Genomic DNA, 20,800 nt, shown 5'->3' with positions numbered 1-20,800 from the left:
TGCCCATGAAAAAACATATGCTGCGCAAAGATTTTCTGATGGAAATCAAAAAAAGTAAAAACCGGTTTTTGTCGATACTCATCATTGTCGTGCTGGGAGTCGCTTTTTTTGCCGGGATACGTGCGTCAGGTCCGGATATGAAATTGTCGGCTGACGCTTATTATGATGCGCAGAATCTGATGGATATCCGTGTGCTGGGGACACTGGGGATGACAGAAGAGGATGTCAGTGAGATCCGCAGTCTGCCCGGCGTGCGGCGTGTGATTCCGTCTTACTCTTCGGATGTATTTATGAACGGCGGAGATAATCAGTACGTAGTGAAACTCATGTCTTTGACGGAAGGCATGAATGAGGCAGAGGTAGTCTCGGGAAGACTTCCCGAACACAGCGGGGAGGTGCTGCTGGACGCGAACATGCGGGAAAAGTATGACTATGATATCGGTGATAAGATCAAGGTAGCCTCCGGGGCAGACACTGACCTGAAAGACATCCTGCAGATTGACACGCTTACGGTCTGCGGGTTTGGCAACAGTCCGTTTTATCTGAGCCTGGAGCGCGGGACCAGCAGTCTGGGAAGCGGTGTCGTCGAGGGATTCGGTGTGATTTTGCCGGAAGACTTTTCGATGGAAGCGTACAGCGAACTGTACGTGGAGACGGACGGGACAAAGGATCTGCTCTGTTACAGCGATGAATACAGAGATGCCGTTGAACCGGTCATGGATGAGATCGCGGCGATCGAAGATGAGCGCTGCGATGCCCGGTATTCTTCCCTGCAGGAGGAAGGCCGTCAGGAAATTGACGACGCCAGGGCCAAGATAACGGATGCCAGGCAACAGCTTGATGACGCACAGCGGAAACTGGATGACGCTGATCAAAAGCTGGCGGATGCTGACCAAAAGCTTCAGGAAAAACAGACAGAGCTGGAAGACGGAAAGCGCGAGATCGATGAAAATGAAGAGAAACTCGCCGACGGGCATCAGCAGCTGGAGGATGGATACGGACAGCTGAACGACGGCGTCGAAGAATATAACCGGTCTGTCGATGCATACATAGAACAGGAGCAGGAATTCTTTGAACAGGAACAGCTGCTGTCTGAAAAGGAGGCTGAATTTACTGCACAGGAAGAAGAATTCAACCGGAGTCAGGAAGCGTTCAACCAAAATGAAGAACAGCTGAGACAAAGCACTGCGAGTCTGGAAGAGGGAAAAAATAAGTTGGCTCAGGGGAAGGCGGAGCTGGACGATGGGGATACCGTGCTCTCCGAACAGGAGGACCTGCTGGAGAGGGCGCTTCAAAACCCAGCGTTGGCACCGGAGGAGCGCGCCGCCCTGGAGGAACAGATGCAGCAGCTGGCTGCCCGGAGGAGCGAACTCGAAGCCGGAAGGCAGGAGATTGCCGCCCAGGAGGCTGCGTTGGAAGAGAACGAGAAGGCTCTGGAGGCCGGATGGAATGAGCTGGAAGCGGCAAGGCAGCAGCTTGCGGCGGGGAGAGGGCAGCTGGAAGAAGGAAGAAGGCAGCTCGAAGAAGCGCGGCAGCAACTGGAGGCAGGCAGACAACAGCTGGATGCAGGTGCACAGGAACTGGATAATGCCTGCAATGAGATAGAATCAAACAAAGTGACGCTTGCCGATAACGAGCAGGAACTACTCGACGGTGACAGGCAGCTTGCGGATGCGAAACAGGAATACGAGGATGGGGCAGAAAAACTGCAGGAAGCACAGGATACGCTGACGGAGAAGGAGACAGAGCTTGCGGATGCGAAACAGGAATATGAGGATGAAAAGACAAAGGCGGATAAGGAGATCGCTGACGCAGAGCAGAAGATAGAGGATGGGGAGAGAGAACTGGATGATATGGAAGTTCCGTCCTGGTACGTCCTGGACCGGAATTCGATTCAGACTTATGTGGAATATGAACAGGACGCGGAGCGTATCGAAGCGATCGGCACGGTGTTTCCGGTCATCTTTTTTCTGGTCGCCGCACTGATCTGCCTGACCACGATGACAAGAATGGTGGAGGAAGGAAGGCAGCAGATCGGCACGCTGAAGGCGCTTGGGTATCAAAAAGGCGCGATCATGATGAAATATATCATGTATGCGTTTCTGGCAACGCTGTTCGGCAGCGCGATCGGAGTTGTATTTGGGCAGAAATTCCTGCCTGTCGTCATTATACGTGCGTATGCAATATTGTATGATACCCTGCCCAGGGTGCTGAATCCGCTTCACACTGGTTATACGGTGACGTCAGCACTGCTTGCAATCCTGTGCACAACTGCTGCGACGCTCGGTGCGTGCTATAATGAGCTTCGCGAGGTCCCGGCACAGCTGATGCGTCCGGAGGCGCCGAAGGCGGGGAAACGGATACTTCTGGAGCGTGTTGCGATCATATGGAATCATTTGAGTTTCACCCGGAAATCGACGATGCGTAATCTGTTTCGGTATAAGAAACGCTTCCTGATGACTATATTTGGAATCGGGGGCTGCATGGGGCTTCTGCTCGTTGGATTCGGGCTGAAAGATTCGATCATGGCGATTGGAGACCGGCAGTTTGGGGAGGTACGCATTTTTTCCGGTACGCTTGCGATGGAGGACGATATTACACAGGAACAGATGAATACCGTACTGGATGCCGTGCAGTCGGACAGCCGGGTGACGGATACAATGACTGCGCAGGAATCCACCGTGGATGCCGGCTACGGCAAGACAGAAAAATCTGCTTATCTGGTAGTGGTGGAGCAGAAAGAAAAGCTGGAAGATTTTATTTTGCTGAAAGACCGGGTAACCGGTGAAAAGTATCAGCTTACAGATGACGGTGTTGTTATTACAGAGAAACTTGCCAAACTCCTTGGTGTGAAAGCGGGTGATACCATCTATCTGAAAGATGATGACGAAAAGCACCTGGAGGCAACAGTGACGGCAGTCACCGAGAATTATTTTTTTCATTATATCTATATGACTTCAGCGTACTATGAAAAACTGTATGGAGAGCCCGCTGAGATTCAGGAACTTTTCTTTAAGACGAGTACGGAGACAGAAGAGGGAGAAGACAGAATACAAAAAGATTATATGGATATGGATGGTGTGGCTTCCGTTACATTTACAAGTTCGACCAGTGAGCGGATCGCCGATATGCTGAAAAGTATGGATACCGTGATATATGTACTTGTGATTGCAGCGGGACTGCTGGCGTTCGTGGTGCTGTACAATCTGAATAATATCAATATCAGTGAGAGGAAACGGGAACTTGCCACGCTGAAGGTGCTCGGGTTCTATGAGATGGAAGTTTCCGGATATGTGTTCAGGGAAAATATCTGGCTTACTTTATTTGGATGTATTCTCGGGGTTGGCTTTGGCATGATTCTGCATCGCTATGTGATACTGACAGCTGAAATTGACATGATGATGTTTGGCAGGAATATCAGGCCCATGAGTTATCTGTACAGCATTTTGCTTACCTGGGTCTTCTCATTTTTCGTCAATGTGGTGATGCATTTCCGTTTGAAACGGATTAATATGGTAGAATCCCTGAAAAGCATAGAATAATCTTGCATTTTTGTGAGTTTAGGAGTATCATGTATAAAAATGCAATGAGGATATATCAAGGAGGGAATTTCATGGCAGTGAAAAAAACAGAAGTAACGGAAGTGAAAGAGACACCCGCAGTTGAGACTAAGACAGTTCCGGCAACCGTAAAGGAAACCGTAAAAACAGAAGTAAAGGAAACTGCTGAACCGGCGGTTAAAACAACGCCTGCTGCAGCAGAAAAAACTGTAAAAGAAGAAGTTAAAGATACAGTAAAAGCACCGGCAGCAGCAAAGGCTCCGGCTAAGAAACCGGCTGCAAAAAGAGCAGCAGCTAAAAAACCGGCTGCAAAAAAGACAACAGCCAAAACAGAAGCGAAACAGGAGATGGCAGCAGCTGTTATCCTTCAGTTCGGAGGAAAGGAAATCGATACAACGGCTTTGACAGCCCGTGTGAAAGAAATCTGGACCAAAGAGCTTGGAAATAAAGAGAAGGATCTCAAAGACGTAAAGCTTTATGTGAAACCGGAAGAATTTGCCGCATACTATGTAATCAACGGCAATGTGACCGGAAGCATCGAATTATAAGAACAGAAAAAAAGCAGCTCAGATGAGTCCCATCTGAGCTGCTTTCACGAACGGAAGTTTTATTATAACTGTCCGCTCTGTCCGCCAGTCATCTGTCCGCCCTGTGCGCCAGACATCTGTCTTTCCTGTGCTTCGATCATTTTTTTAACCATATAACCACCAACAGAACCATTCTGTTTGGAAGTCAGGTTTCCGTTATAACCATCAGAAAGCGGTACTCCCAGCTCATTGGCTACTTCAAATTTAAAACGGTCCAGTGCGCCTTTTGCTTCCGGTACTGCAGCAGTATTAGAAGAACGATTTGACATAATGTTGCCTCCTTAAAATTGAAAAGTTTTTTTTTGTTTTTGGTTACGATGGTAGTATATGAAATAAAAAAGATATTACACTAGAAGTTTCTTCAAGTATTGACAAATTCTGAAGAATTTAGAAGACATGTATAATTTGTGAAAAATATTTGCAGTTTATTTAGTTATTTGTTATAATGAGCCTATAAAATGCTGAAGGGGCCTTAAGAATGAATATAGGAATTATAGCACATAACAGTAAAAAAAGCTTGATTGAAGATTTTTGCATTGCATACAAAGGGATTCTTTCCAAGCATGAAGTGTATGCAACAGGAACGACAGGAAGAAGGATTGAAGAGGTAACAAGTCTTCACGTACACAAGTTTCTGGCAGGTTCCGTCGGAGGAGACAAACAGTTTACAGAGATGATCGAGCGGGGTGATATGGACCTTGTGATCCTGTTTTACAATCCGGTAATGATGTCAGCCAAGGAGCCTGATATCCAGGCGATATCAAAGTGCTGTGACCAGTACAATATTCCGGTTGCAACGAACATTGCCACAGCTGAGTGCCTGATTCTCGGACTGGCAAGAGGAGATCTCGACTGGCGTGAACAGATCAAGTATTAAATGATGAGAGTGATAGCAGGAAAAGCGAGAAGCATTCCGCTTCAGACACCGAAGGGAATGCTCACCAGGCCAACAACAGACAGAATCAAAGAGACATTGTTTAATATTCTGCAGACAGGCATTGCGGGATGTAATTTTCTGGATCTGTTCTCAGGAAGCGGAGCGATCGGTATCGAGGCGTTAAGCCGCGGAGCGGCACATTGTGTGTTCGTGGAACAGGACAGGGAAGCTGTAAGATGTATCAAGGATAATCTGCAGAAGACAAAACTGCAGGATGAAAGTGAAATTCTGGTGATGGATGTTCTGTCGGCAATCGGCAGAATGGATGAAAAGATTCGGTTTGACTACATTTTCATGGATCCACCCTATCAGAAGGGAGTGGAAGAGAGAGTTCTTCTGACACTGGCGGATTCGGCACTGATTACGGAAGACACTGTGATTATAATAGAAGCGGCGCTTGATACGGATTTTTCATTTCTGGAGAAGCTGCCGTTTATCGTTGTGCGTGAAAAAAGATATAAGACGAACAGGCATCTGTTTCTGCAGATGGAAAAAAGCAATCATAAAAATATGATATCCGGGTCAGAAGGGATAAAATGCCTCTCGACCCCAACATCAAAAATATAAAGATACAGGAGAAATCCACTTATGACAACAGCAGTATATCCGGGCACTTTTGACCCGGTAACAAACGGGCACCTCGACGTGATCACTCGCGCTGCTAAATTATTTGACAGCGTTATCGTGGGGGTTCTGCACAATTCTGCAAAAAGTCCGTTGTTTTCTGTCGAAGAACGTGTTAATATACTAACTAAGGTAACGGAATCAGTCCCGAATATAAAAGTGGCTTCTTTTTCCGGCCTCTCTATTGACTTTGCCAGAGAAAATAAGGCCAACGCTATTGTGCGGGGGCTGCGTGCGATCACAGACTTTGATTTTGAGCTGCAGATGGCGCAGACAAACCGGGTTCTGGCACCCGATATCGATACCATGTTCCTGACTACAAGCCTGGAATATGCATATTTGAGTTCGACAACTGTAAAAGAGGTAGCCGTCTTCGGCGGCGATATCACGAAATTTGTTCCACCTTATGTTGTGGAAGAAATTTATAAGAAACTTCATGGGGAACAGAAGAATAATGGATAAGGAGAAGAGCTATGAGCAGTAGAATTGAACAGATTATTGAAGAGATTGAGGAATATGTAGACAGCTGTAAATATCAGCCCCTGTCCACGACTAAGATTGTCGTTAATAAAGAAGAGCTGGAAGAAATGCTGCGTGAACTCCGAATGAAAACACCGGATGAGGTGAAGCGATATCAGAAAATCATCAGCAATAAAGATGCAATCCTTGCAGATGCGCAGTCAAAGGCTGACAGCATTATTGCGGATGCACAGGCGAAGGCTCAGGAGCTTGTCAGCCAGCATGAGGTCATGCAGCAGGCTTATGCGCAGGCAAATGAGACGATTACGAATGCCAACAAACAGGCACAGGGGATTCTGGATGATGCTACACAGGATGCAAATAATATCCGCGTCAGTGCCATTGCCTACACAGACGATATGCTGGCAAATCTCGGGCAGATCATGGGCAGTACGCTGCAGGATGCCGGGGAAAAATATAAAACCTTTATCACTTCTCTGCAGAGCTGTTATGATGTGGTGAATAAGAACAGAAGTGAGCTGGCGCCGCAGACGGGTGCCATGGCTCAGCAGGTTCAGCTTCCGGATGAAGATGAATTTGATGACTTATCCATGGAAGAAGGCGAAGAATAACCAGCACAGAAAAAAGGTAAGTGCGCCGTTCAGTACTTTGGCAGCCAGATACATCCGTATGGAGAGTCCTGTTTTTCGTATCATACTGTGTGTCTGCAGTACACAGGAGAGGCCGCCGAATGCGGTTGCTGCAAGTATGATACTGTATCGAAGCGAAAAGTCCCAGGGCAACTGCGCAATTTTTGCAGCTCCGCTGGTAAGTTCGGTCACCGCTGCGATCAGAGAACCGATCACCGATCCGGACGGCAGTATTTTTTCAATCATCGCAGCCAGAAGGTTAAAGAGCAGAACATATCCGCCGAGTCTGGTTATGGATTCAAAACCGTTCATGATTGAGGTATCAAGAAGTTCCGGAAGCGGAACTTGGGATACCTCTTTTTTTATGGAACTGACACCGGAGCAGGAAGAGCCGAAACGGTGGTAAACTGTCCGGAAAACCAAACAGCACAGGAAATCTGAAACGTATATTAATGCAAAAGACAGAATAACCATGCGCTGGGTGTTTAACAGCTGATTCAGGATATATGCCATGAGAAACATGGGACTTGCATTGTTGGATATCGTGAGCAGATAATCAGCCTCATTTTTGGTAATACAGTTTTCTCTCAGCAGGTCGGCGGTGAGTTTGGCACCCATCGGATAGCCGCAGAATACGCCGAGCACGAATGCATAGGCGCCGTATGGCGATAAGCCGAAGACGGTACGCCAGAATGACGGAAAGATTCCGAACAGAAAGGGAATAAAATTTGTATGGATCAACAGTCCGGAGAGTATAATAAAGGGCAGAAGCGCAGGCAGCAGTGTGCGGAACCACAGGTTAATGCCCTGAACGGAAGCGTTCAGGGATTCTGCGGGAAATAATAGCATATATCCGAGGAGCAGTGTGATAAAAAGGATAAATCCTGTACGTTTCATGGCTGTTCACCTCAAGGTGTTTTCCTATATATATGCCTTGATTTTTCATATTATATATGACACAATGAAGTTTGTGAAAGGAAGGTGCAAATATGGCGGTATTAGAAGGCTTAAAACCTGAACGCGTATTTTATTATTTTGAAAAATGGTGTCAGATTCCTCACGGATCCGGTCATACAGAGGATGTATGCAGATTCCTGACGGATTTTGCCCGTGAGCACGGACTCACCTGCCATGTGGACGATTCTGACAATGTATTGATAGAAAAAGCTGCAGCGCCGGGATATGAATCGGCAGTTCCGGTGATCATCCAGGGCCATACGGACATGGTTGCAGAGAAAACCCTGCAGTCGAAACACGATTTTGAGAAAGATGGACTGAAGCTTTCAGTAAACGGAGACTACATCTGTGCCGAGGAAACGACGCTGGGCGCGGATGACGGTATCGCGGTGGCATATGCACTGGCACTTCTGGAAGACAGCAAGCTTAAGCATCCGGCACTTGAAGTTCTGCTCACATCAAATGAAGAAGTCGGTCTTCTGGGAGCCGGACAGTTTGATGCTGCCAGGCTAAAAGGAAAGTACCTGATCAATATCGATTCGGAAGAAGAAGGGTACCTGCTCGTCGGCTGTGCAGGCGGTGTGAGCGTAAAGTGTTCCATTCCCGTGCGTTATGTTGAGGATACTAATATCCGGTATGAAATCCGCGTTGCGGGGCTAAAAGGCGGCCACTCTGGAATGGAGATCGACAAACAGCGTGCAAATGCCAATATTCTTATGGGAAGGATCTTATTTACCCTGAAGCAGCAGATGCCGTTTTTGATAGCGGAGTTTGAAGGCGGAAAAAAGCATAATGTGATCCCGAATGAAGCCAGAGCGCTGGTGCTGGCGGATGAAGAAAACCAGGAGATTCTGAAGGATACGGTAAGCCTGCTGCAGAAAGAGCTTCGCAGAGAGTATGCGGGCAGTGACGGAGACATCACACTGACAGTCACAAATCTGGGAATTGGTACGGAACCTGTTCTTCATCCGGTCAGTATGGAGAAATTACTGTTTTTCCTGATGAATCAGCAAAACGGTGTGATTCATATGAGCGGCCTGGTACAGGGGATGCCTCAGACCTCGACGAATACCGCAGTAACAGTACTCACACCGGAAACGTTTGATGTGCTTGTAAGTATCCGAAGTTCCGTTGAGAGTGAAAAATATCATGTAGCGTCCAGGAGCTGTTATCTGACAGAATTTCTTGGCGGTGAGTGTGAACTGGAGGGAGAATATCCGGCGTGGGAATATCAGGAAGAATCAATGCTCCGGGAGATTATGTGCCGGACATATGAAGCGTTATTTGGAAAGCAGCCGGCTGTGACTACGGTACATGCCGGACTGGAATGCGGATTGTTTAAGGGGAAAATTGATGCGCTTGACTGCATATCTTTTGGACCGGATATCCTGGATATCCACAGTGTAAATGAGCGTATCAGTATCTCTTCTGTCGGCCGTATGTGGGAATATCTGCTGCATGTCCTGAAAAATATAAAATAACTGGTCTAATTTCCGGATTCATTCATATAATGGATGATGGGTAAGTCGAAATAAAGGAGAGATTGGTATATGGAAATACAGTTGTGGCGTGAAATATTAAACCCTTATGAACTGGCAGTCAGGGAGCTGACAGATAAATTTAATCATCTGATCAAAGAGCATAAAGTAAAAAATCTTTATTCTCCGATAGAGGAAGTGTCCGGACGGGTAAAGAGTGTGACCAGCATTCTGGAAAAGCTTCAGAAAAAACAGATTCCGATCGAACAGATGGAAGAGCAGATCGAGGATATCGCCGGTATCCGGATCATCTGTCAGTTCGTGGAAGATATTGAGCGGGTGGCTCAGCTGATCAGGAACAGAAGTGATATCACGGTCAAATACGAGAAAGATTATATTACACATATGAAAGACAGCGGTTACAGGAGCTTTCATATGATCATTTACTATATGGTTGAGACACTGAACGGACCGAAGCGAATTCAGGCGGAGATTCAGATACGCACGATGGCGATGGATTTCTGGGCGACAATCGAGCATTCCCTGCAGTACAAATATAAATCCAAGATGCCGGAACATATCCGCATCCGGCTGAGTAAGGCTGCAGATGCAATTATTGCGCTGGACAATGAGATGTCCACAGTGCGAAATGAGATCATGGACGCACAGAATTCCTCGCTGCTTCAGATGAATCTGGTCTCAGATATACTGAACAACATTGAAAATCTGTTTAAGCTTTCCAATCAGCGGGAAGCAGTAAAAATACAGGATGAATTTTATCGCATCTACGCGACGAATGATCTTCAGCAGCTGAAACGGTTCCATAAGCAGCTTGACATTATAGCAGAGGGATACCGCGCACAGGCTGTAACGATGGATTCGCTGGAAGGTTAGAAAATGGAGATGAATTTACCAAAGAAGTTTCTGGAACAGATGCAAGAGCTGCTTGGAACTCAGTACGATTCGTACATACAGAGTCTGACACAGCCGGCTGCCTGCGGGCTGCGAGTCAATACACTGAAATTGTCACCGGAGGAGTTCAGGAACAGAACATCGATCCTGACGGAAGAGGTCCCATGGATCGCTGACGGCTTTTTTTATAAAGAGTCAGAACAGCCATCAAAAGATCCGTATTATGCGGCGGGACTTTATTACCTGCAGGAGCCGAGCGCAATGACGCCTGCAGACCGCCTGCCGGTGGAACCGGGAGACAGGGTGCTGGACCTGTGTGCGGCACCCGGCGGAAAAGCGACGAAACTCGGTGCACGGCTGCAGGGAAAGGGACTCCTGTTTGCGAATGATATCAGCAGTTCCAGAGCAAAAGCACTTCTCAAAAATCTGGAATTATTCGGGATTCCGAATATCTGTGTGACGAGTGAAAATCCGCAGAAGCTGCTTGCATTCTATCCGGAATACTTTGATAAGATACTGATCGATGCACCCTGCTCAGGGGAAGGCATGTTCCGAAAAGAGCCGCGTATGACTGCCGGCTGGGAATCTCGGGGACCGGGGGAATACGCCGTGATACAGAAAGAGCTGCTTGGACAGGCTTACAGAATGCTAAAACCCGGTGGGATGATGCTCTATTCCACATGTACTTTTTCAAAAGAAGAGAATGAAGATAATATAGAATGGCTGCTGCATGAATATCCGGACCTTGAGCTTGTACAGATCGCACCGTACGAGGGATTTTCAGAAGGCTGCGGCGGGCTTGTGCAGTGTGTCCGCATTTTTCCATATAAAATGCGCGGGGAGGGGCACTTCCTTGCACTGTTAAAAAAACAGGGTGAACTGTGTGCAAACCGTGCCGGAAGAACAGGAAAAGGCCGGGTTCCCAAAGAGGCGGAAGATTTTTTAAAGGATGTGTCTGCGGAAATTCTGGATGACATGGAAGTTCGGGTAATAGGAGGGAAACTGTACGCACTTCCCGGCGGTTATGAACCGGAAAAACCGATACGTTACCTTCGTACAGGCTGGTATCTGGGAGATATAAAGAACGGGCGTTTTGAACCTTCGCAGGCCTTTGCGATGGGACTGAGACCCACAGAATACCGCAGAGTTCTTTCACTGCCGCATGACGATTACCGGGTCATTAAATATCTGAAAGGCGAGACCCTCGATATCACAGATCTGGACGGTGATCATGGATGGTATCTCGTCTGTGTCGAGGAATTTCCGCTTGGCTGGGGGAAGGTCCAGAATCATTCACTGAAGAACAAATATTACAGCGGCTGGAGATGGCAGTGATGGCAGACAGGAGAAGCGCAACAAAAATAATGCGGCTGGACCGTTACCTGGCGGAGATGGGTATTGGCTCCCGGTCTGCTGTAAAAGAAATGATCCGCAAAAAACAGGTCTGTGTGAACGGCATCGTTGTGTGCAGACCGGAACAGAAAGTATGTCCGGGAAAGGACTGCATCACGGTGTCAGGGAGACAGGTGGACTTTGTAAGCAAAGAATACTTTATGCTGTACAAGCCTGCAGGTGTAGTCTCCGCTGTGAAAGATGGGAAAGACAGGACGGTCCTTGATCTGATTACGAAACACAGCAGGAGTGACCTGTTTCCTGTCGGAAGGCTGGATAAAGATACGGAAGGCCTGCTGCTTATCACAAATGACGGAGCGCTTTCGCACGAACTGCTTTCGCCGAAAAAACACGTGGACAAGGTTTATTATGCCAGGATTTCCGGAGCTGTGACGGATGAGGATGTGAAATGTTTTCAGAGCGGGCTGGATATCGGAGATGAAAAACGGACACTGCCCGCCCAGCTGTCTGTTATAAAAAGCGGAGAAATCTCTGAGGTGGAGATAACGATACGGGAGGGCAGGTTTCATCAGATTAAACGGATGTTTGAGGCTGTAAATAAGCGTGTGCTGTATCTGAAACGGCTGTCTATGGGAACCCTTACACTTGATGAAACGCTTCGCCCGGGGGAATACCGGGCGCTTACATCAGATGAGACAGAAAGGCTGGTAAAAACACATGTTAAAGAATAAAAAAGCAATGCTGTTCGACCTGGACGGCACGCTTGTGGATTCCATGTGGATGTGGAAGAACATCGATATGGTATATCTGAGCCGTCACGGAAAGGAACTTCCGGAGACATTGCAGCATGAGATTGAGGGGATGAGTTTTACTGAAACTGCAGGATATTTTAAGAAGAGATTCAGTCTGAACGATTCCGTTGAAACGATCAAAGATGAATGGCTTTTTATGGCGCGCGATAAGTACCTGCACGAGACACCTCTGAAAGACGGGGTGTTTGAATTTATTATGGAGATGCAGAAAAAAGATATCCGTATGGGCATCGCTTCCAGCAACAGCAGGGAACTGGTGGAAGCAATTCTGAAAGTCCATGGGCTGGAGGAATGTTTTTCATCCGTTCATACGTGCTGTGATGTGAAAAGAGGAAAACCGGAGCCGGATATCTATCTGCTGGTGGCAGAAGAGCTGGATGCGGACCCGGCACAGTGCCTCGTGTTTGAAGATATACCGGCGGGTATTCTGGCGGGAAAGAGAGCGGGCATGCAGACATGTGCGGTCTGGGATGCCTACAGCGTGAATCAGGATGAACAGAAGAAAAGTCTTGCGGATTATTATATCCATACATACCGGGACATACTGGAAGGAAATTATGAGGTGCTTAACACATGCCTGTAAAATTTTTACCGACAACAAAGCGGGAACTCGATGCTGCGGGCATCAGCAGACCTGATTTTGTTTATATTTGCGGGGACGCCTACATTGACCATTCTTCGTTTGGAAGCGCGATCATCACACGTCTGCTGGAGAGCAGGGGATATTCTGTCGGGATCATTTCACAGCCGGACTGGACGAAACCAGAGAGCATACAGGTTTTTGGAGAACCGCGCCTTGCGTTCCTCGTCTCATCGGGCAATATGGACTCCATGGTGAACCACTATACGGTCGCAAAAAAACACAGAAGCACGGATGCGTATTCGCCCGGCGGAAAGATGGGATGCAGGCCCGACCGCGCGGTGATCGTCTACGGCAATCTGATCAGGCAGACATATAAGCACACCCCTGTCATACTGGGAGGAATAGAGGCAAGCCTGCGCCGTCTCGGTCATTACGACTACTGGTCTGACCGGGTGAAACGCTCCGTGCTTCTGGATTCCGGGGCGGATATGATCTCCTACGGAATGGGAGAGCATTCCATTATTGACATTGCAGAGGCACTTGATGCCGGTATTCCGATTTCTGAGATCACTTATATACCCGGGACTGTTTACCGGACAAAGAATAAAAACCGCGTGAGCGGTGCGGTAGTCCTCCCGTCCTATGAAACGATCTGCAGGGATAAGAAAAGCTATGCCGAGAGTTTTGCCGTTCAGTACCGCAATACGGATCCGTTTACCGGAGATACGCTGGCAGAGCCGTATGAAGGGCAGGGATACATCGTGCAGAATCCGCCCGCAAAGCCTCTCAGCATGCAGGAGCTGGATGATATCTACGACCTGCCGTATGCGAACACATATCATCCCAGGTATGAAAAGGACGGCGGAGTTCCGGCAATCGATGAAGTGAGGTTCAGCCTGACGAGCTGCCGGGGATGCTTTGGAGCGTGCAATTTCTGTGCGCTGACGTTCCACCAGGGACGTATTGTGCAGGCGAGGAGTCATGAATCACTGGAGCGGGAGGCCGTTTCGCTTACGGAAGATCCCGGATTTAAAGGATATATCCATGATGTGGGGGGACCGACCGCTGATTTCAGGCAGCCTTCGTGCCAAAAGCAGATGGAAAAGGGAGTATGCAAAGACAGGCAGTGTCTGTTTCCTTCTCCGTGCCCCCGCCTGAATGCCGATCACAGTGATTATACGAAGCTGCTGCGCCGCCTGCGCCAGCTTCCGAAAGTAAAAAAGGTATTCGTCAGATCCGGCATCCGCTTTGACTATGTGATAAAGGACAGTAATGATGAATTTATGAAGGAACTTGTCGAACACCATATCAGCGGGCAGCTGAGAGTAGCACCGGAACACGTATCTGATGCAGTACTGGAGTGCATGGGGAAACCGAAGCATGAAGTATATGAAGAATTTCTGCGCAGATATCAGGGATGGAACCAGCGGCTGAAGAAGCAGCAGTATGCAGTTCCGTATTTTATGTCTTCACATCCGGGCTGCGGACTCGGCGATGCGGTAAAGCTGGCTGAATACGTGCGGGATATGGGTTTTATGCCGGAACAGGTTCAGGACTTCTATCCGACGCCGTCCACAGTTTCGACGTGTATGTATTATACGGGGCTGGATCCCAGAAACATGAAACCGGTCTATGTACCGCGGTCTTTTCATGAAAAAGCAATGCAGCGGGCGCTAATGCAGTATCGTCTGCCGCAGAACCGGTCACTCGTGGAGGAAGCGCTGAGAAAAACAGGAAGGACGGATCTGATCGGTTACGATAAAAAATGCCTGATCCGCCCTGCAGGAAAATTACGGGACGCAGGACCCCGGAACGGGAACAAAATAAGGAAAACAACCGGGAGAAAGACGATACGAAACGTACATAAAAAGAAATCGGGGAACTAAAATGAAAGTGCAAAAAGGAGAGACCGGTTATATAGCGGCCCAGAAAAAGAGAAGACTGCTGATCACGGCAGGACTTTTTGCTTTGCCAGTGGCAGTATTTGTGCTGGGTCTGCTGTACTTTGGAAAGAGAGAAAATGTTCTGACGGTGGTGGCAGTTGTCGGCTGTCTGCCGGGATGCAGGTCCATGGTAGGACTGATCATGATGATGATGCAAAAGCCTGGTCCAGGAGAGATGACAAGCAGGATTCAGGCACATGCAGGAGAACTTATCATGGCATATGAGCTGTTTTTTACCACATATGAAAAAAGTGTTTACGTGGATGCGGCTGCTGTCTGCGGGAACACGGTTGTGTGCTATACAAAAAATGAGTCCAGGGATCGTGCAGATTTCATTCAGGAACATTTGCAGAAAATGATCAGGCATAACGGCTATCCTGTCTCTGTCAGAGTGATGACGGGGACGATCGACAAATTCCTGGAACGGCTGGACGGAATGAATAAAAACCGGGACAGTCTGCAGGAGGGAATCATATTTTCACCGGACCCGAAGTATCCGGGAATGTCGAGGGATGAGATGGTCAGGCATATCATGCTGACCCTGGCCCTGTAAAGATTAGGAGTTTTTACCCATGCAGGTTTTACACATATCATCAAAAGAGTCAGGTCAGAGACTGGATAAATTTTTGCAGAAGTATCTGAATCAGGCACCGAAGAGTTTTATCTATAAAATGCTTCGGAAAAAGAATATTGTGCTGAATAAAAAGAGGGCGGACGGAAGTGAAAAAGTCACTGAGAACGATGAAATCACACTGTTTCTTTCTGATGAGACGGTCGAAAAGTTTACGAAACGTGAAGCAGTGGCAGAGCAGGTGCCTCTTGAGATCGTCTATGAGGATGCACATGTTCTGATCATGGACAAACCGGCCGGTATGCTGTCGCAGAAAGCCAGAGCCGAAGATATTTCCGCCAATGAATATATGATCAGCTACCTCATACACAGCCATCAGCTTTCCAGGGAGGACCTGCGCACCTTCAGGCCAGGCGTATGCAACCGCCTGGACCGCAATACGAGTGGTCTCCTGCTGGCAGGCAAGACGGTGACAGGACTGCAGGAAATGTCACGTCTTTTAAAAGAACGGACAATTCAGAAATACTATCTCTGTCTCGTGCAGGGAGAAGTACGAAATGCAGAACATATCAGCGGATATTTGCATAAAAATGAAAAATGTAATAAAGTAGAGATATATCAGACGCCGCGGCCGGGGGCATCCCGGATTGAGACGGCTTATGAGCCCCTGGACACCAATGGAAGAATTACGCTGCTGAAAGTAGAGCTGCTTACCGGGAAAACGCATCAGATCCGCAGTCATCTTGCAGGATGCGGTCATGGGATCATAGGAGATGCCAAATACGGCGATCCGGTCTGGAATGAAAAGTATAGAAGAAAATATGGACTGCGGCACCAGCTTCTGCATGCATGGAGACTCTGTTTTCCAAGGATGCAGGAACCTTTCAAAGATTTAAGCGAACGGGTCGCAGAAGCCGAACTTCCGGATCTTTTTAAAAAGATATTGGTTGAAGAACATCTTAAGGAGTAAAGCATGAGCAAATCTATGAAGAATGAACTCTGGGACTATGTAAAAATGATTATTTTTGTCGTCGTATTCGTGCTGGTCGTCAATAATTTTCTGATCATCAACGCCAAGATACCGTCGGAATCGATGGAGAATACGATCATGACAGGGGACCAGATCTTCGGGAACCGTCTGGCCTATCTTACACACGACCCGGAGCGCTATGACATCGTGATCTTTAAATATCCGGACAATGAATCCAAACTTTTTATCAAGCGTATTATTGGGCTCCCGGGTGAGACTGTCACCATAAAAGATGGGAAGGTTTATATCAATGACAGTACCGAACCGCTTGACGACAGCTTCATTCCGGAACCGATGGAAGGAGATTTCGGACCTTATGAGGTGCCGGAGGATTCGTATTTTATGCTGGGAGACAACCGCAACTGGTCCAAGGATTCCAGATTCTGGAATAATACATATGTAAAAAGGGATGCAATTCTGGGAAAAGCTGTTCTGCGTTATTTCCCGTTTAACAAAATCGGCTTTATCGAATAGGGGGCGGGGACTGTAATGGGCACATGGAATTCCAGAGGCCTTCGCGGTTCTACGCTGGAAGAGCTGATCAACAGGACAAATGAACAGTACCGGGAAAAAGGGCTGGCGCTGATCCAGAAAATTCCGACTCCAATCACCCCCATCAAAATCGACAAGGAACACAGGCATATCACGCTTGCGTATTTTGAAAAGAAGAGTACCGTTGACTATATCGGTGCGGTGCAGGGGATTCCGGTCTGCTTTGACGCGAAGGAGTGCGCGGCTGATACTTTTCCGCTGGCGAATATTCATGAGCATCAGGTTATGTTCATGGAGGAATTTGAGAAACAGGGAGGCATCGCTTTTTTAATTCTCTATTTTACAGGACGAAATGAATTTTACTACCTGCGCCTGTGTGATGTCCTCCGTTTTCGAAAACGTGCGGATGACGGCGGCAGGAAACGGTTTTCTTACGAAGAACTTGACCGGGAGTATTTTCTGAATCAGAAAAACGGACTGCTGGTCTCTTACCTGGACGGACTGCAGAAAGACCTTTTATCCAGGGATTGACATTTTATTCAGAATGGACTATAATCGAAAAGATTCACATGGTAATATGCTACCATGGTAGCACTTTAATACGATAAAGCAGAGGGAGAATACGAAAATGGTACAAAGAATGTTCCACACGCCGGAGGGCGTACGTGATGTTTACAATGGAGAATGCGAGAGAAAACAGTTTCTTCAGGAGAAGCTGCATCGTATGGTCCATCGTTACGGCTACCAGGATATTGAGACGCCGACATTTGAATTCTTCGATGTATTCAGCAGGGAAGTGGGCACCACTCCTTCAAAAGATCTGTACAAATTTTTTGACCGCGAGGGAAATACGCTTGTACTGCGCCCGGACTTTACGCCTTCTGTGGCAAGGGCTGCTGCAAAGTATTTTCTGGAAGACGGTATGCCGGTGCGTCTCTGCTATCAGGGCAGCACGTTTATCAATAACTCCAGCTATCAGGGACGATTAAAGGAATCTACAGAGATGGGTGTTGAACTGATGGGAGATGCATCAATCGACGCGGATGCAGAGATCCTCACTCTGATGGTAGATCTGCTCAGAGAGACCGGACTGTCAGAATTTCAGATCAGTGTAGGTCAGGTAGATTTTTTTAAATCGCTCATTGAGGAGGCGGGAATGAATGAGGAGACTGTTGCGCGTCTGCGTGAACTGATCTCCAATAAAAACCATTTCGGCGTGGAAGAGCTGATCTCCGAGCAGAAGCTCAGCAGAGAGCTTGAACATGCATTTCTGCGCCTTCCGCATATGTTTGGCTCTGTGGAGATCATGGAGGAGGCAAAGAACCTGACGAACAATAAAGAAGCGCGTGCTGCGATTGAGCGTCTGGAGAAGATATATGAGATCTTAAAATTATACGGTGTCGAGAAATACATTTCATTTGATCTGGGTATGCTCAGCAAGTACAAATATTATACCGGTATTATTTTTCAGGGATATACGTATGGTTCCGGGGAGCCTCTCGTCAAAGGAGGCCGTTACAACAGTCTTCTGGAACATTTTCTGCGCCCGTCACCGGCAATCGGCTTTGCGCTTGTGATGGAACAGGTGATGAATGCACTGGAACGCCAGAATATCGAGATTCCGGTGTCGAGCCAGAAGACGATGATTGTTTATCCGGAATATCTGCGCAGCACCGCAGTCAGACTCGCCAAAAAAGACAGAAGCCGCGGAATGAAAATGGCATGCATGGTGCAGGATAAGGACAAAACGCCGGAGGATTACAGCGTTTATGCGAAAAAACAGGGGTTTGATTCTGTTGTGTATGTGGAGAGTGAACATGCGGCGAGCACGGTGGACCTGAACACGGACAGTGTAAAGAAGGTCGATTTATAGCAGAAAAAATGAAAGGGAATACACGAATATGAGATATTTGACTTTTGCGCTCGGCAAGGGAAGACTTGCCAGGACGACACTGGAGCTGTTTGAAAAAATCGGCATTACGTGTGAAGAAATGAAAGATAAAGATTCCAGGAAACTGATTTTTGTAAATGAAGAACTCAGGCTGAAGTTCTTTCTCGCGAAAGGACCGGATGTACCCACATATGTGGAATATGGTGCGGCGGATATCGGGATTGTCGGAAGGGATACGATTCTGGAAGAGGGGAGAAAGCTGTACGAGGTGATGGATCTGGGCTTTGGAAAATGCAGAATGTGTGTCTGCGGCCCGGAATCGGCACTGGAGCTGCTGCAGCACAACCAGCTGATCCGGGTTGCGACAAAATATCCGAATATCGCAAAGGACTATTTTTATAATAAAAAGCATCAGACGGTTGAGATCATCAAGCTGAACGGCTCCATCGAGCTTGCGCCGATCGTCGGACTGTCCGAGGTCATCGTCGATATCGTCGAGACGGGGTCAACGCTTAGAGAAAACGGCCTGCGTGTTCTGGAGGAAGTATGCCCCCTGTCAGCTCGGATGGTGGTCAACCAGGTCAGTATGAAGATGGAAAATGAACGAATCACAAAGATTATCCGGGATCTGAGAGAGGTTCTTTGATTAAGGAGAATAGTATGAGGATTGTAACATTAACAGAAGAGGCGACACAGGATATCCTGGTCAATATGCTGAAACGTTCCCCGTCGCAGTACGGTGCATACGAGGATACGGTAAAAGACATTCTTGAAGATGTGAAGAAAAGAGGGGATGAAGCAGTCTTTGCGTATACGGAGAAATTCGACCATGCAAAACTGACGCCGGACAATGTACGCGTAACGGAGGCGGAGATTGAGGCTGCTTATCACGAAGTCGATGCGGGCCTGACTGCCGTGATTAAAAAGGCATTGTTTAACATCCGGACATATCACGAAAAACAAAAACGCACCAGTTGGTTTGATACGCAGGAAAATGGTACACTCCTGGGACAAAAAGTCACGCCACTGGAGGTGGCCGGAGTCTATGTGCCGGGGGGGAAAGCGGCGTATCCGTCCTCGGTGCTGATGAATATTGTGCCGGCGAAAGTGGCGGGTGTCGGGAAGATTATTATGACGACACCATGCGGGGCAGACGGCAGAGTGAATCCGGTCGTTCTGGCGGCAGCCAGAGAGGCGGGAGTCGATGAAATCTATAAAATCGGAGGCGCTCAGGCGATCGCTGCCATGGCGTATGGGACGCAGACCATTCCGAAAGTTGATAAAATTGTAGGACCAGGCAATATCTATGTTGCACTGGCAAAAAAAGCAGTATACGGTCATGTCAGCATCGATTCCATTGCAGGACCGAGTGAGATCCTTGTGCTTGCAGATCAGACGGCAAATCCAAGATTCGTGGCGGCAGACCTGCTGTCTCAGGCGGAACATGATGAGCTTGCATCGGCAATACTGATCACGACCAGCGAAGAACTGGCTCAGAAGGTCAATGAAGAAGTGGAAACATTTGCAGCAAAACTTTCCAGAAAAGAAATCATAAGGAAATCCCTGGACAATTTCGGATACCTGCTGGTGGCGGAGAATACACAGCAGGCGATCGATGCGGCGAATCAGATCGCATCAGAGCACCTGGAGATCATGATGGAACATCCGTTTGAAGTGATGACGAAGATCCAAAATGCAGGAGCTATCTTTATCGGGGATTACAGCAGTGAGCCCCTTGGGGATTATTTCGCAGGACCGAACCATATCCTGCCGACCAACGGAACAGCAAAATTCTTCTCGCCGCTGTCTGTCGATGATTTTGTCAAAAAGTCCAGTATCATCTACTATGGAAAAGAGGCACTGGAACCGATTCACCGGGATATTATCACGTTTGCAGAGTCAGAACAGCTGACGGCACACGCGAATTCTATCCGTGTGCGTTTTGAAGAAGAATCATAAGG

At 47.8% G+C, this 20,800-nt stretch carries 21 protein-coding genes; 19 read left to right on the top strand and 2 right to left on the bottom strand.

Annotation, left to right across the window (positions count from 1 at the left end; all coding sequences use genetic code 11):
• Positions 1-5: 5 nt before the first annotated feature.
• Together MCG98_RS13350 and MCG98_RS13345 are read left to right on the top strand one after the other, a co-directional pair.
• Positions 6-3,542 (top strand): FtsX-like permease family protein, encoded by a 3,537-nt coding sequence (locus MCG98_RS13350; RefSeq protein ID WP_240302434.1) that lies wholly within the window; start codon positions 6-8, stop codon positions 3,540-3,542.
• Positions 3,543-3,613: 71 nt separating this feature from the next.
• The gene (locus tag MCG98_RS13345) at positions 3,614-4,108 is read left to right on the top strand and encodes a DUF6465 family protein (RefSeq protein WP_240302433.1); all 495 of its coding nucleotides are present in this window, start codon (positions 3,614-3,616) and stop codon (positions 4,106-4,108) included.
• Between the two features lie 62 nt (positions 4,109-4,170).
• On the opposite strand, the gene MCG98_RS13340 is transcribed toward MCG98_RS13345, so the two are convergent.
• Positions 4,171-4,416 (bottom strand): alpha/beta-type small acid-soluble spore protein, encoded by a 246-nt coding sequence (locus tag MCG98_RS13340; protein ID WP_044983179.1) that lies wholly within the window; start codon positions 4,414-4,416, stop codon positions 4,171-4,173.
• A gap of 209 nt (positions 4,417-4,625) precedes the next feature.
• On the opposite strand from MCG98_RS13340, the gene MCG98_RS13335 reads away from it, so the two are divergent.
• From MCG98_RS13335 to MCG98_RS13320, 4 genes are read left to right on the top strand one after another with little or no spacing between them, the layout of a single operon-like run.
• Entirely contained in the window at positions 4,626-5,024 is a 399-nt protein-coding gene (locus tag MCG98_RS13335; protein ID WP_240302432.1) for a methylglyoxal synthase, read from the top strand.
• Positions 5,025-5,651, top strand: a complete 627-nt coding sequence (gene rsmD / locus MCG98_RS13330) for a 16S rRNA (guanine(966)-N(2))-methyltransferase RsmD (protein WP_345891663.1) — start codon at positions 5,025-5,027, stop codon at positions 5,649-5,651.
• Between the two features lie 21 nt (positions 5,652-5,672).
• Positions 5,673-6,170: a pantetheine-phosphate adenylyltransferase gene (gene coaD, locus MCG98_RS13325; RefSeq protein ID WP_240302431.1), complete on the top strand. Its 498-nt coding sequence runs from the start codon at positions 5,673-5,675 to the stop codon at positions 6,168-6,170.
• A gap of 11 nt (positions 6,171-6,181) precedes the next feature.
• The gene (locus MCG98_RS13320; protein ID WP_028528349.1) at positions 6,182-6,799 is read left to right on the top strand and encodes a hypothetical protein; all 618 of its coding nucleotides are present in this window, start codon (positions 6,182-6,184) and stop codon (positions 6,797-6,799) included.
• Here the strand turns inward: MCG98_RS13320 and MCG98_RS13315 are convergent.
• Positions 6,773-7,714: a sporulation protein gene (locus MCG98_RS13315; protein WP_240302430.1), complete on the bottom strand. Its 942-nt coding sequence runs from the start codon at positions 7,712-7,714 to the stop codon at positions 6,773-6,775. The two genes, MCG98_RS13320 and MCG98_RS13315, sit on opposite strands and share 27 nt — an antisense overlap.
• A 92-nt stretch (positions 7,715-7,806) precedes the next feature.
• On the opposite strand from MCG98_RS13315, the gene MCG98_RS13310 reads away from it, so the two are divergent.
• From MCG98_RS13310 to hisD, 13 genes are all read left to right on the top strand, one after another.
• Positions 7,807-9,255 (top strand): aminoacyl-histidine dipeptidase, encoded by a 1,449-nt coding sequence (locus MCG98_RS13310; protein WP_240302429.1) that lies wholly within the window; start codon positions 7,807-7,809, stop codon positions 9,253-9,255.
• Between the two features lie 69 nt (positions 9,256-9,324).
• Positions 9,325-10,146, top strand: coding sequence for a GTP pyrophosphokinase family protein (locus MCG98_RS13305; protein WP_240302428.1), 822 nt, complete (start codon positions 9,325-9,327; stop codon positions 10,144-10,146).
• 3 nt (positions 10,147-10,149) lie between these two features.
• The gene (locus MCG98_RS13300; RefSeq protein WP_345891662.1) at positions 10,150-11,499 is read left to right on the top strand and encodes an RsmB/NOP family class I SAM-dependent RNA methyltransferase; all 1,350 of its coding nucleotides are present in this window, start codon (positions 10,150-10,152) and stop codon (positions 11,497-11,499) included.
• Positions 11,499-12,248, top strand: a complete 750-nt coding sequence (locus MCG98_RS13295; RefSeq protein ID WP_240302427.1) for a pseudouridine synthase — start codon at positions 11,499-11,501, stop codon at positions 12,246-12,248. Before MCG98_RS13300 ends, MCG98_RS13295 begins: the two co-directional genes overlap by 1 nt.
• Positions 12,235-12,912, top strand: coding sequence for an HAD family phosphatase (locus MCG98_RS13290; RefSeq protein WP_240302426.1), 678 nt, complete (start codon positions 12,235-12,237; stop codon positions 12,910-12,912). The genes MCG98_RS13295 and MCG98_RS13290 overlap by 14 nt, the downstream gene beginning before the upstream one ends.
• Positions 12,903-14,798: a YgiQ family radical SAM protein gene (locus MCG98_RS13285; protein WP_240302425.1), complete on the top strand. Its 1,896-nt coding sequence runs from the start codon at positions 12,903-12,905 to the stop codon at positions 14,796-14,798. The genes MCG98_RS13290 and MCG98_RS13285 overlap by 10 nt, the downstream gene beginning before the upstream one ends.
• A 1-nt stretch (position 14,799) precedes the next feature.
• The gene (locus MCG98_RS13280; protein WP_240302424.1) at positions 14,800-15,408 is read left to right on the top strand and encodes a hypothetical protein; all 609 of its coding nucleotides are present in this window, start codon (positions 14,800-14,802) and stop codon (positions 15,406-15,408) included.
• Between the two features lie 19 nt (positions 15,409-15,427).
• The gene (locus tag MCG98_RS13275; protein ID WP_240302423.1) at positions 15,428-16,396 is read left to right on the top strand and encodes an RluA family pseudouridine synthase; all 969 of its coding nucleotides are present in this window, start codon (positions 15,428-15,430) and stop codon (positions 16,394-16,396) included.
• A gap of 3 nt (positions 16,397-16,399) precedes the next feature.
• A complete protein-coding gene (gene lepB / locus MCG98_RS13270) occupies positions 16,400-16,930 on the top strand; it encodes a signal peptidase I (RefSeq protein ID WP_240302422.1) in 531 nt (176 codons plus the stop codon).
• A gap of 15 nt (positions 16,931-16,945) precedes the next feature.
• Positions 16,946-17,479: a Holliday junction resolvase RecU gene (locus tag MCG98_RS13265; protein ID WP_240302421.1), complete on the top strand. Its 534-nt coding sequence runs from the start codon at positions 16,946-16,948 to the stop codon at positions 17,477-17,479.
• Positions 17,480-17,576: 97 nt separating this feature from the next.
• The gene (gene hisZ, locus MCG98_RS13260; RefSeq protein ID WP_240302420.1) at positions 17,577-18,821 is read left to right on the top strand and encodes an ATP phosphoribosyltransferase regulatory subunit; all 1,245 of its coding nucleotides are present in this window, start codon (positions 17,577-17,579) and stop codon (positions 18,819-18,821) included.
• Positions 18,822-18,849: 28 nt separating this feature from the next.
• Positions 18,850-19,485 (top strand): ATP phosphoribosyltransferase, encoded by a 636-nt coding sequence (hisG, locus tag MCG98_RS13255; RefSeq protein ID WP_240302419.1) that lies wholly within the window; start codon positions 18,850-18,852, stop codon positions 19,483-19,485.
• Positions 19,486-19,499: 14 nt separating this feature from the next.
• The gene (hisD, locus tag MCG98_RS13250; RefSeq protein ID WP_240302418.1) at positions 19,500-20,798 is read left to right on the top strand and encodes a histidinol dehydrogenase; all 1,299 of its coding nucleotides are present in this window, start codon (positions 19,500-19,502) and stop codon (positions 20,796-20,798) included.
• Positions 20,799-20,800 lie beyond the last annotated feature (2 nt).

The organism is Ruminococcus sp. OA3 (genome assembly GCF_022440845.1).
Classification (GTDB): Bacteria; Bacillota; Clostridia; order Lachnospirales; family Lachnospiraceae; genus Ruminococcus_G.
Note: the sequence above shows the minus strand (reverse complement) of the source record. Positions and strands in the feature narration are given on the sequence as shown.

What these genes read in the sequence shown, in the direction of transcription:
- MCG98_RS13350 (WP_240302434.1), top strand. Translation starts at nt 6, where the DNA reads ATGAAAAAACATATGCTGCGCAAAGATTTTCTGATGGAAATCAAAAAA.
- MCG98_RS13345 (WP_240302433.1), top strand. Translation starts at nt 3,614, where the DNA reads ATGGCAGTGAAAAAAACAGAAGTAACGGAAGTGAAAGAGACACCCGCA.
- MCG98_RS13340 (WP_044983179.1), bottom strand. Translation starts at nt 4,416, where the DNA reads ATGTCAAATCGTTCTTCTAATACTGCTGCAGTACCGGAAGCAAAAGGC.
- MCG98_RS13335 (WP_240302432.1), top strand. Translation starts at nt 4,626, where the DNA reads ATGAATATAGGAATTATAGCACATAACAGTAAAAAAAGCTTGATTGAA.
- rsmD (WP_345891663.1), top strand. Translation starts at nt 5,025, where the DNA reads ATGATGAGAGTGATAGCAGGAAAAGCGAGAAGCATTCCGCTTCAGACA.
- coaD (WP_240302431.1), top strand. Translation starts at nt 5,673, where the DNA reads ATGACAACAGCAGTATATCCGGGCACTTTTGACCCGGTAACAAACGGG.
- MCG98_RS13320 (WP_028528349.1), top strand. Translation starts at nt 6,182, where the DNA reads ATGAGCAGTAGAATTGAACAGATTATTGAAGAGATTGAGGAATATGTA.
- MCG98_RS13315 (WP_240302430.1), bottom strand. Translation starts at nt 7,714, where the DNA reads ATGAAACGTACAGGATTTATCCTTTTTATCACACTGCTCCTCGGATAT.
- MCG98_RS13310 (WP_240302429.1), top strand. Translation starts at nt 7,807, where the DNA reads ATGGCGGTATTAGAAGGCTTAAAACCTGAACGCGTATTTTATTATTTT.
- MCG98_RS13305 (WP_240302428.1), top strand. Translation starts at nt 9,325, where the DNA reads ATGGAAATACAGTTGTGGCGTGAAATATTAAACCCTTATGAACTGGCA.
- MCG98_RS13300 (WP_345891662.1), top strand. Translation starts at nt 10,150, where the DNA reads ATGGAGATGAATTTACCAAAGAAGTTTCTGGAACAGATGCAAGAGCTG.
- MCG98_RS13295 (WP_240302427.1), top strand. Translation starts at nt 11,499, where the DNA reads ATGGCAGACAGGAGAAGCGCAACAAAAATAATGCGGCTGGACCGTTAC.
- MCG98_RS13290 (WP_240302426.1), top strand. Translation starts at nt 12,235, where the DNA reads ATGTTAAAGAATAAAAAAGCAATGCTGTTCGACCTGGACGGCACGCTT.
- MCG98_RS13285 (WP_240302425.1), top strand. Translation starts at nt 12,903, where the DNA reads ATGCCTGTAAAATTTTTACCGACAACAAAGCGGGAACTCGATGCTGCG.
- MCG98_RS13280 (WP_240302424.1), top strand. Translation starts at nt 14,800, where the DNA reads ATGAAAGTGCAAAAAGGAGAGACCGGTTATATAGCGGCCCAGAAAAAG.
- MCG98_RS13275 (WP_240302423.1), top strand. Translation starts at nt 15,428, where the DNA reads ATGCAGGTTTTACACATATCATCAAAAGAGTCAGGTCAGAGACTGGAT.
- lepB (WP_240302422.1), top strand. Translation starts at nt 16,400, where the DNA reads ATGAGCAAATCTATGAAGAATGAACTCTGGGACTATGTAAAAATGATT.
- MCG98_RS13265 (WP_240302421.1), top strand. Translation starts at nt 16,946, where the DNA reads ATGGGCACATGGAATTCCAGAGGCCTTCGCGGTTCTACGCTGGAAGAG.
- hisZ (WP_240302420.1), top strand. Translation starts at nt 17,577, where the DNA reads ATGGTACAAAGAATGTTCCACACGCCGGAGGGCGTACGTGATGTTTAC.
- hisG (WP_240302419.1), top strand. Translation starts at nt 18,850, where the DNA reads ATGAGATATTTGACTTTTGCGCTCGGCAAGGGAAGACTTGCCAGGACG.
- hisD (WP_240302418.1), top strand. Translation starts at nt 19,500, where the DNA reads ATGAGGATTGTAACATTAACAGAAGAGGCGACACAGGATATCCTGGTC.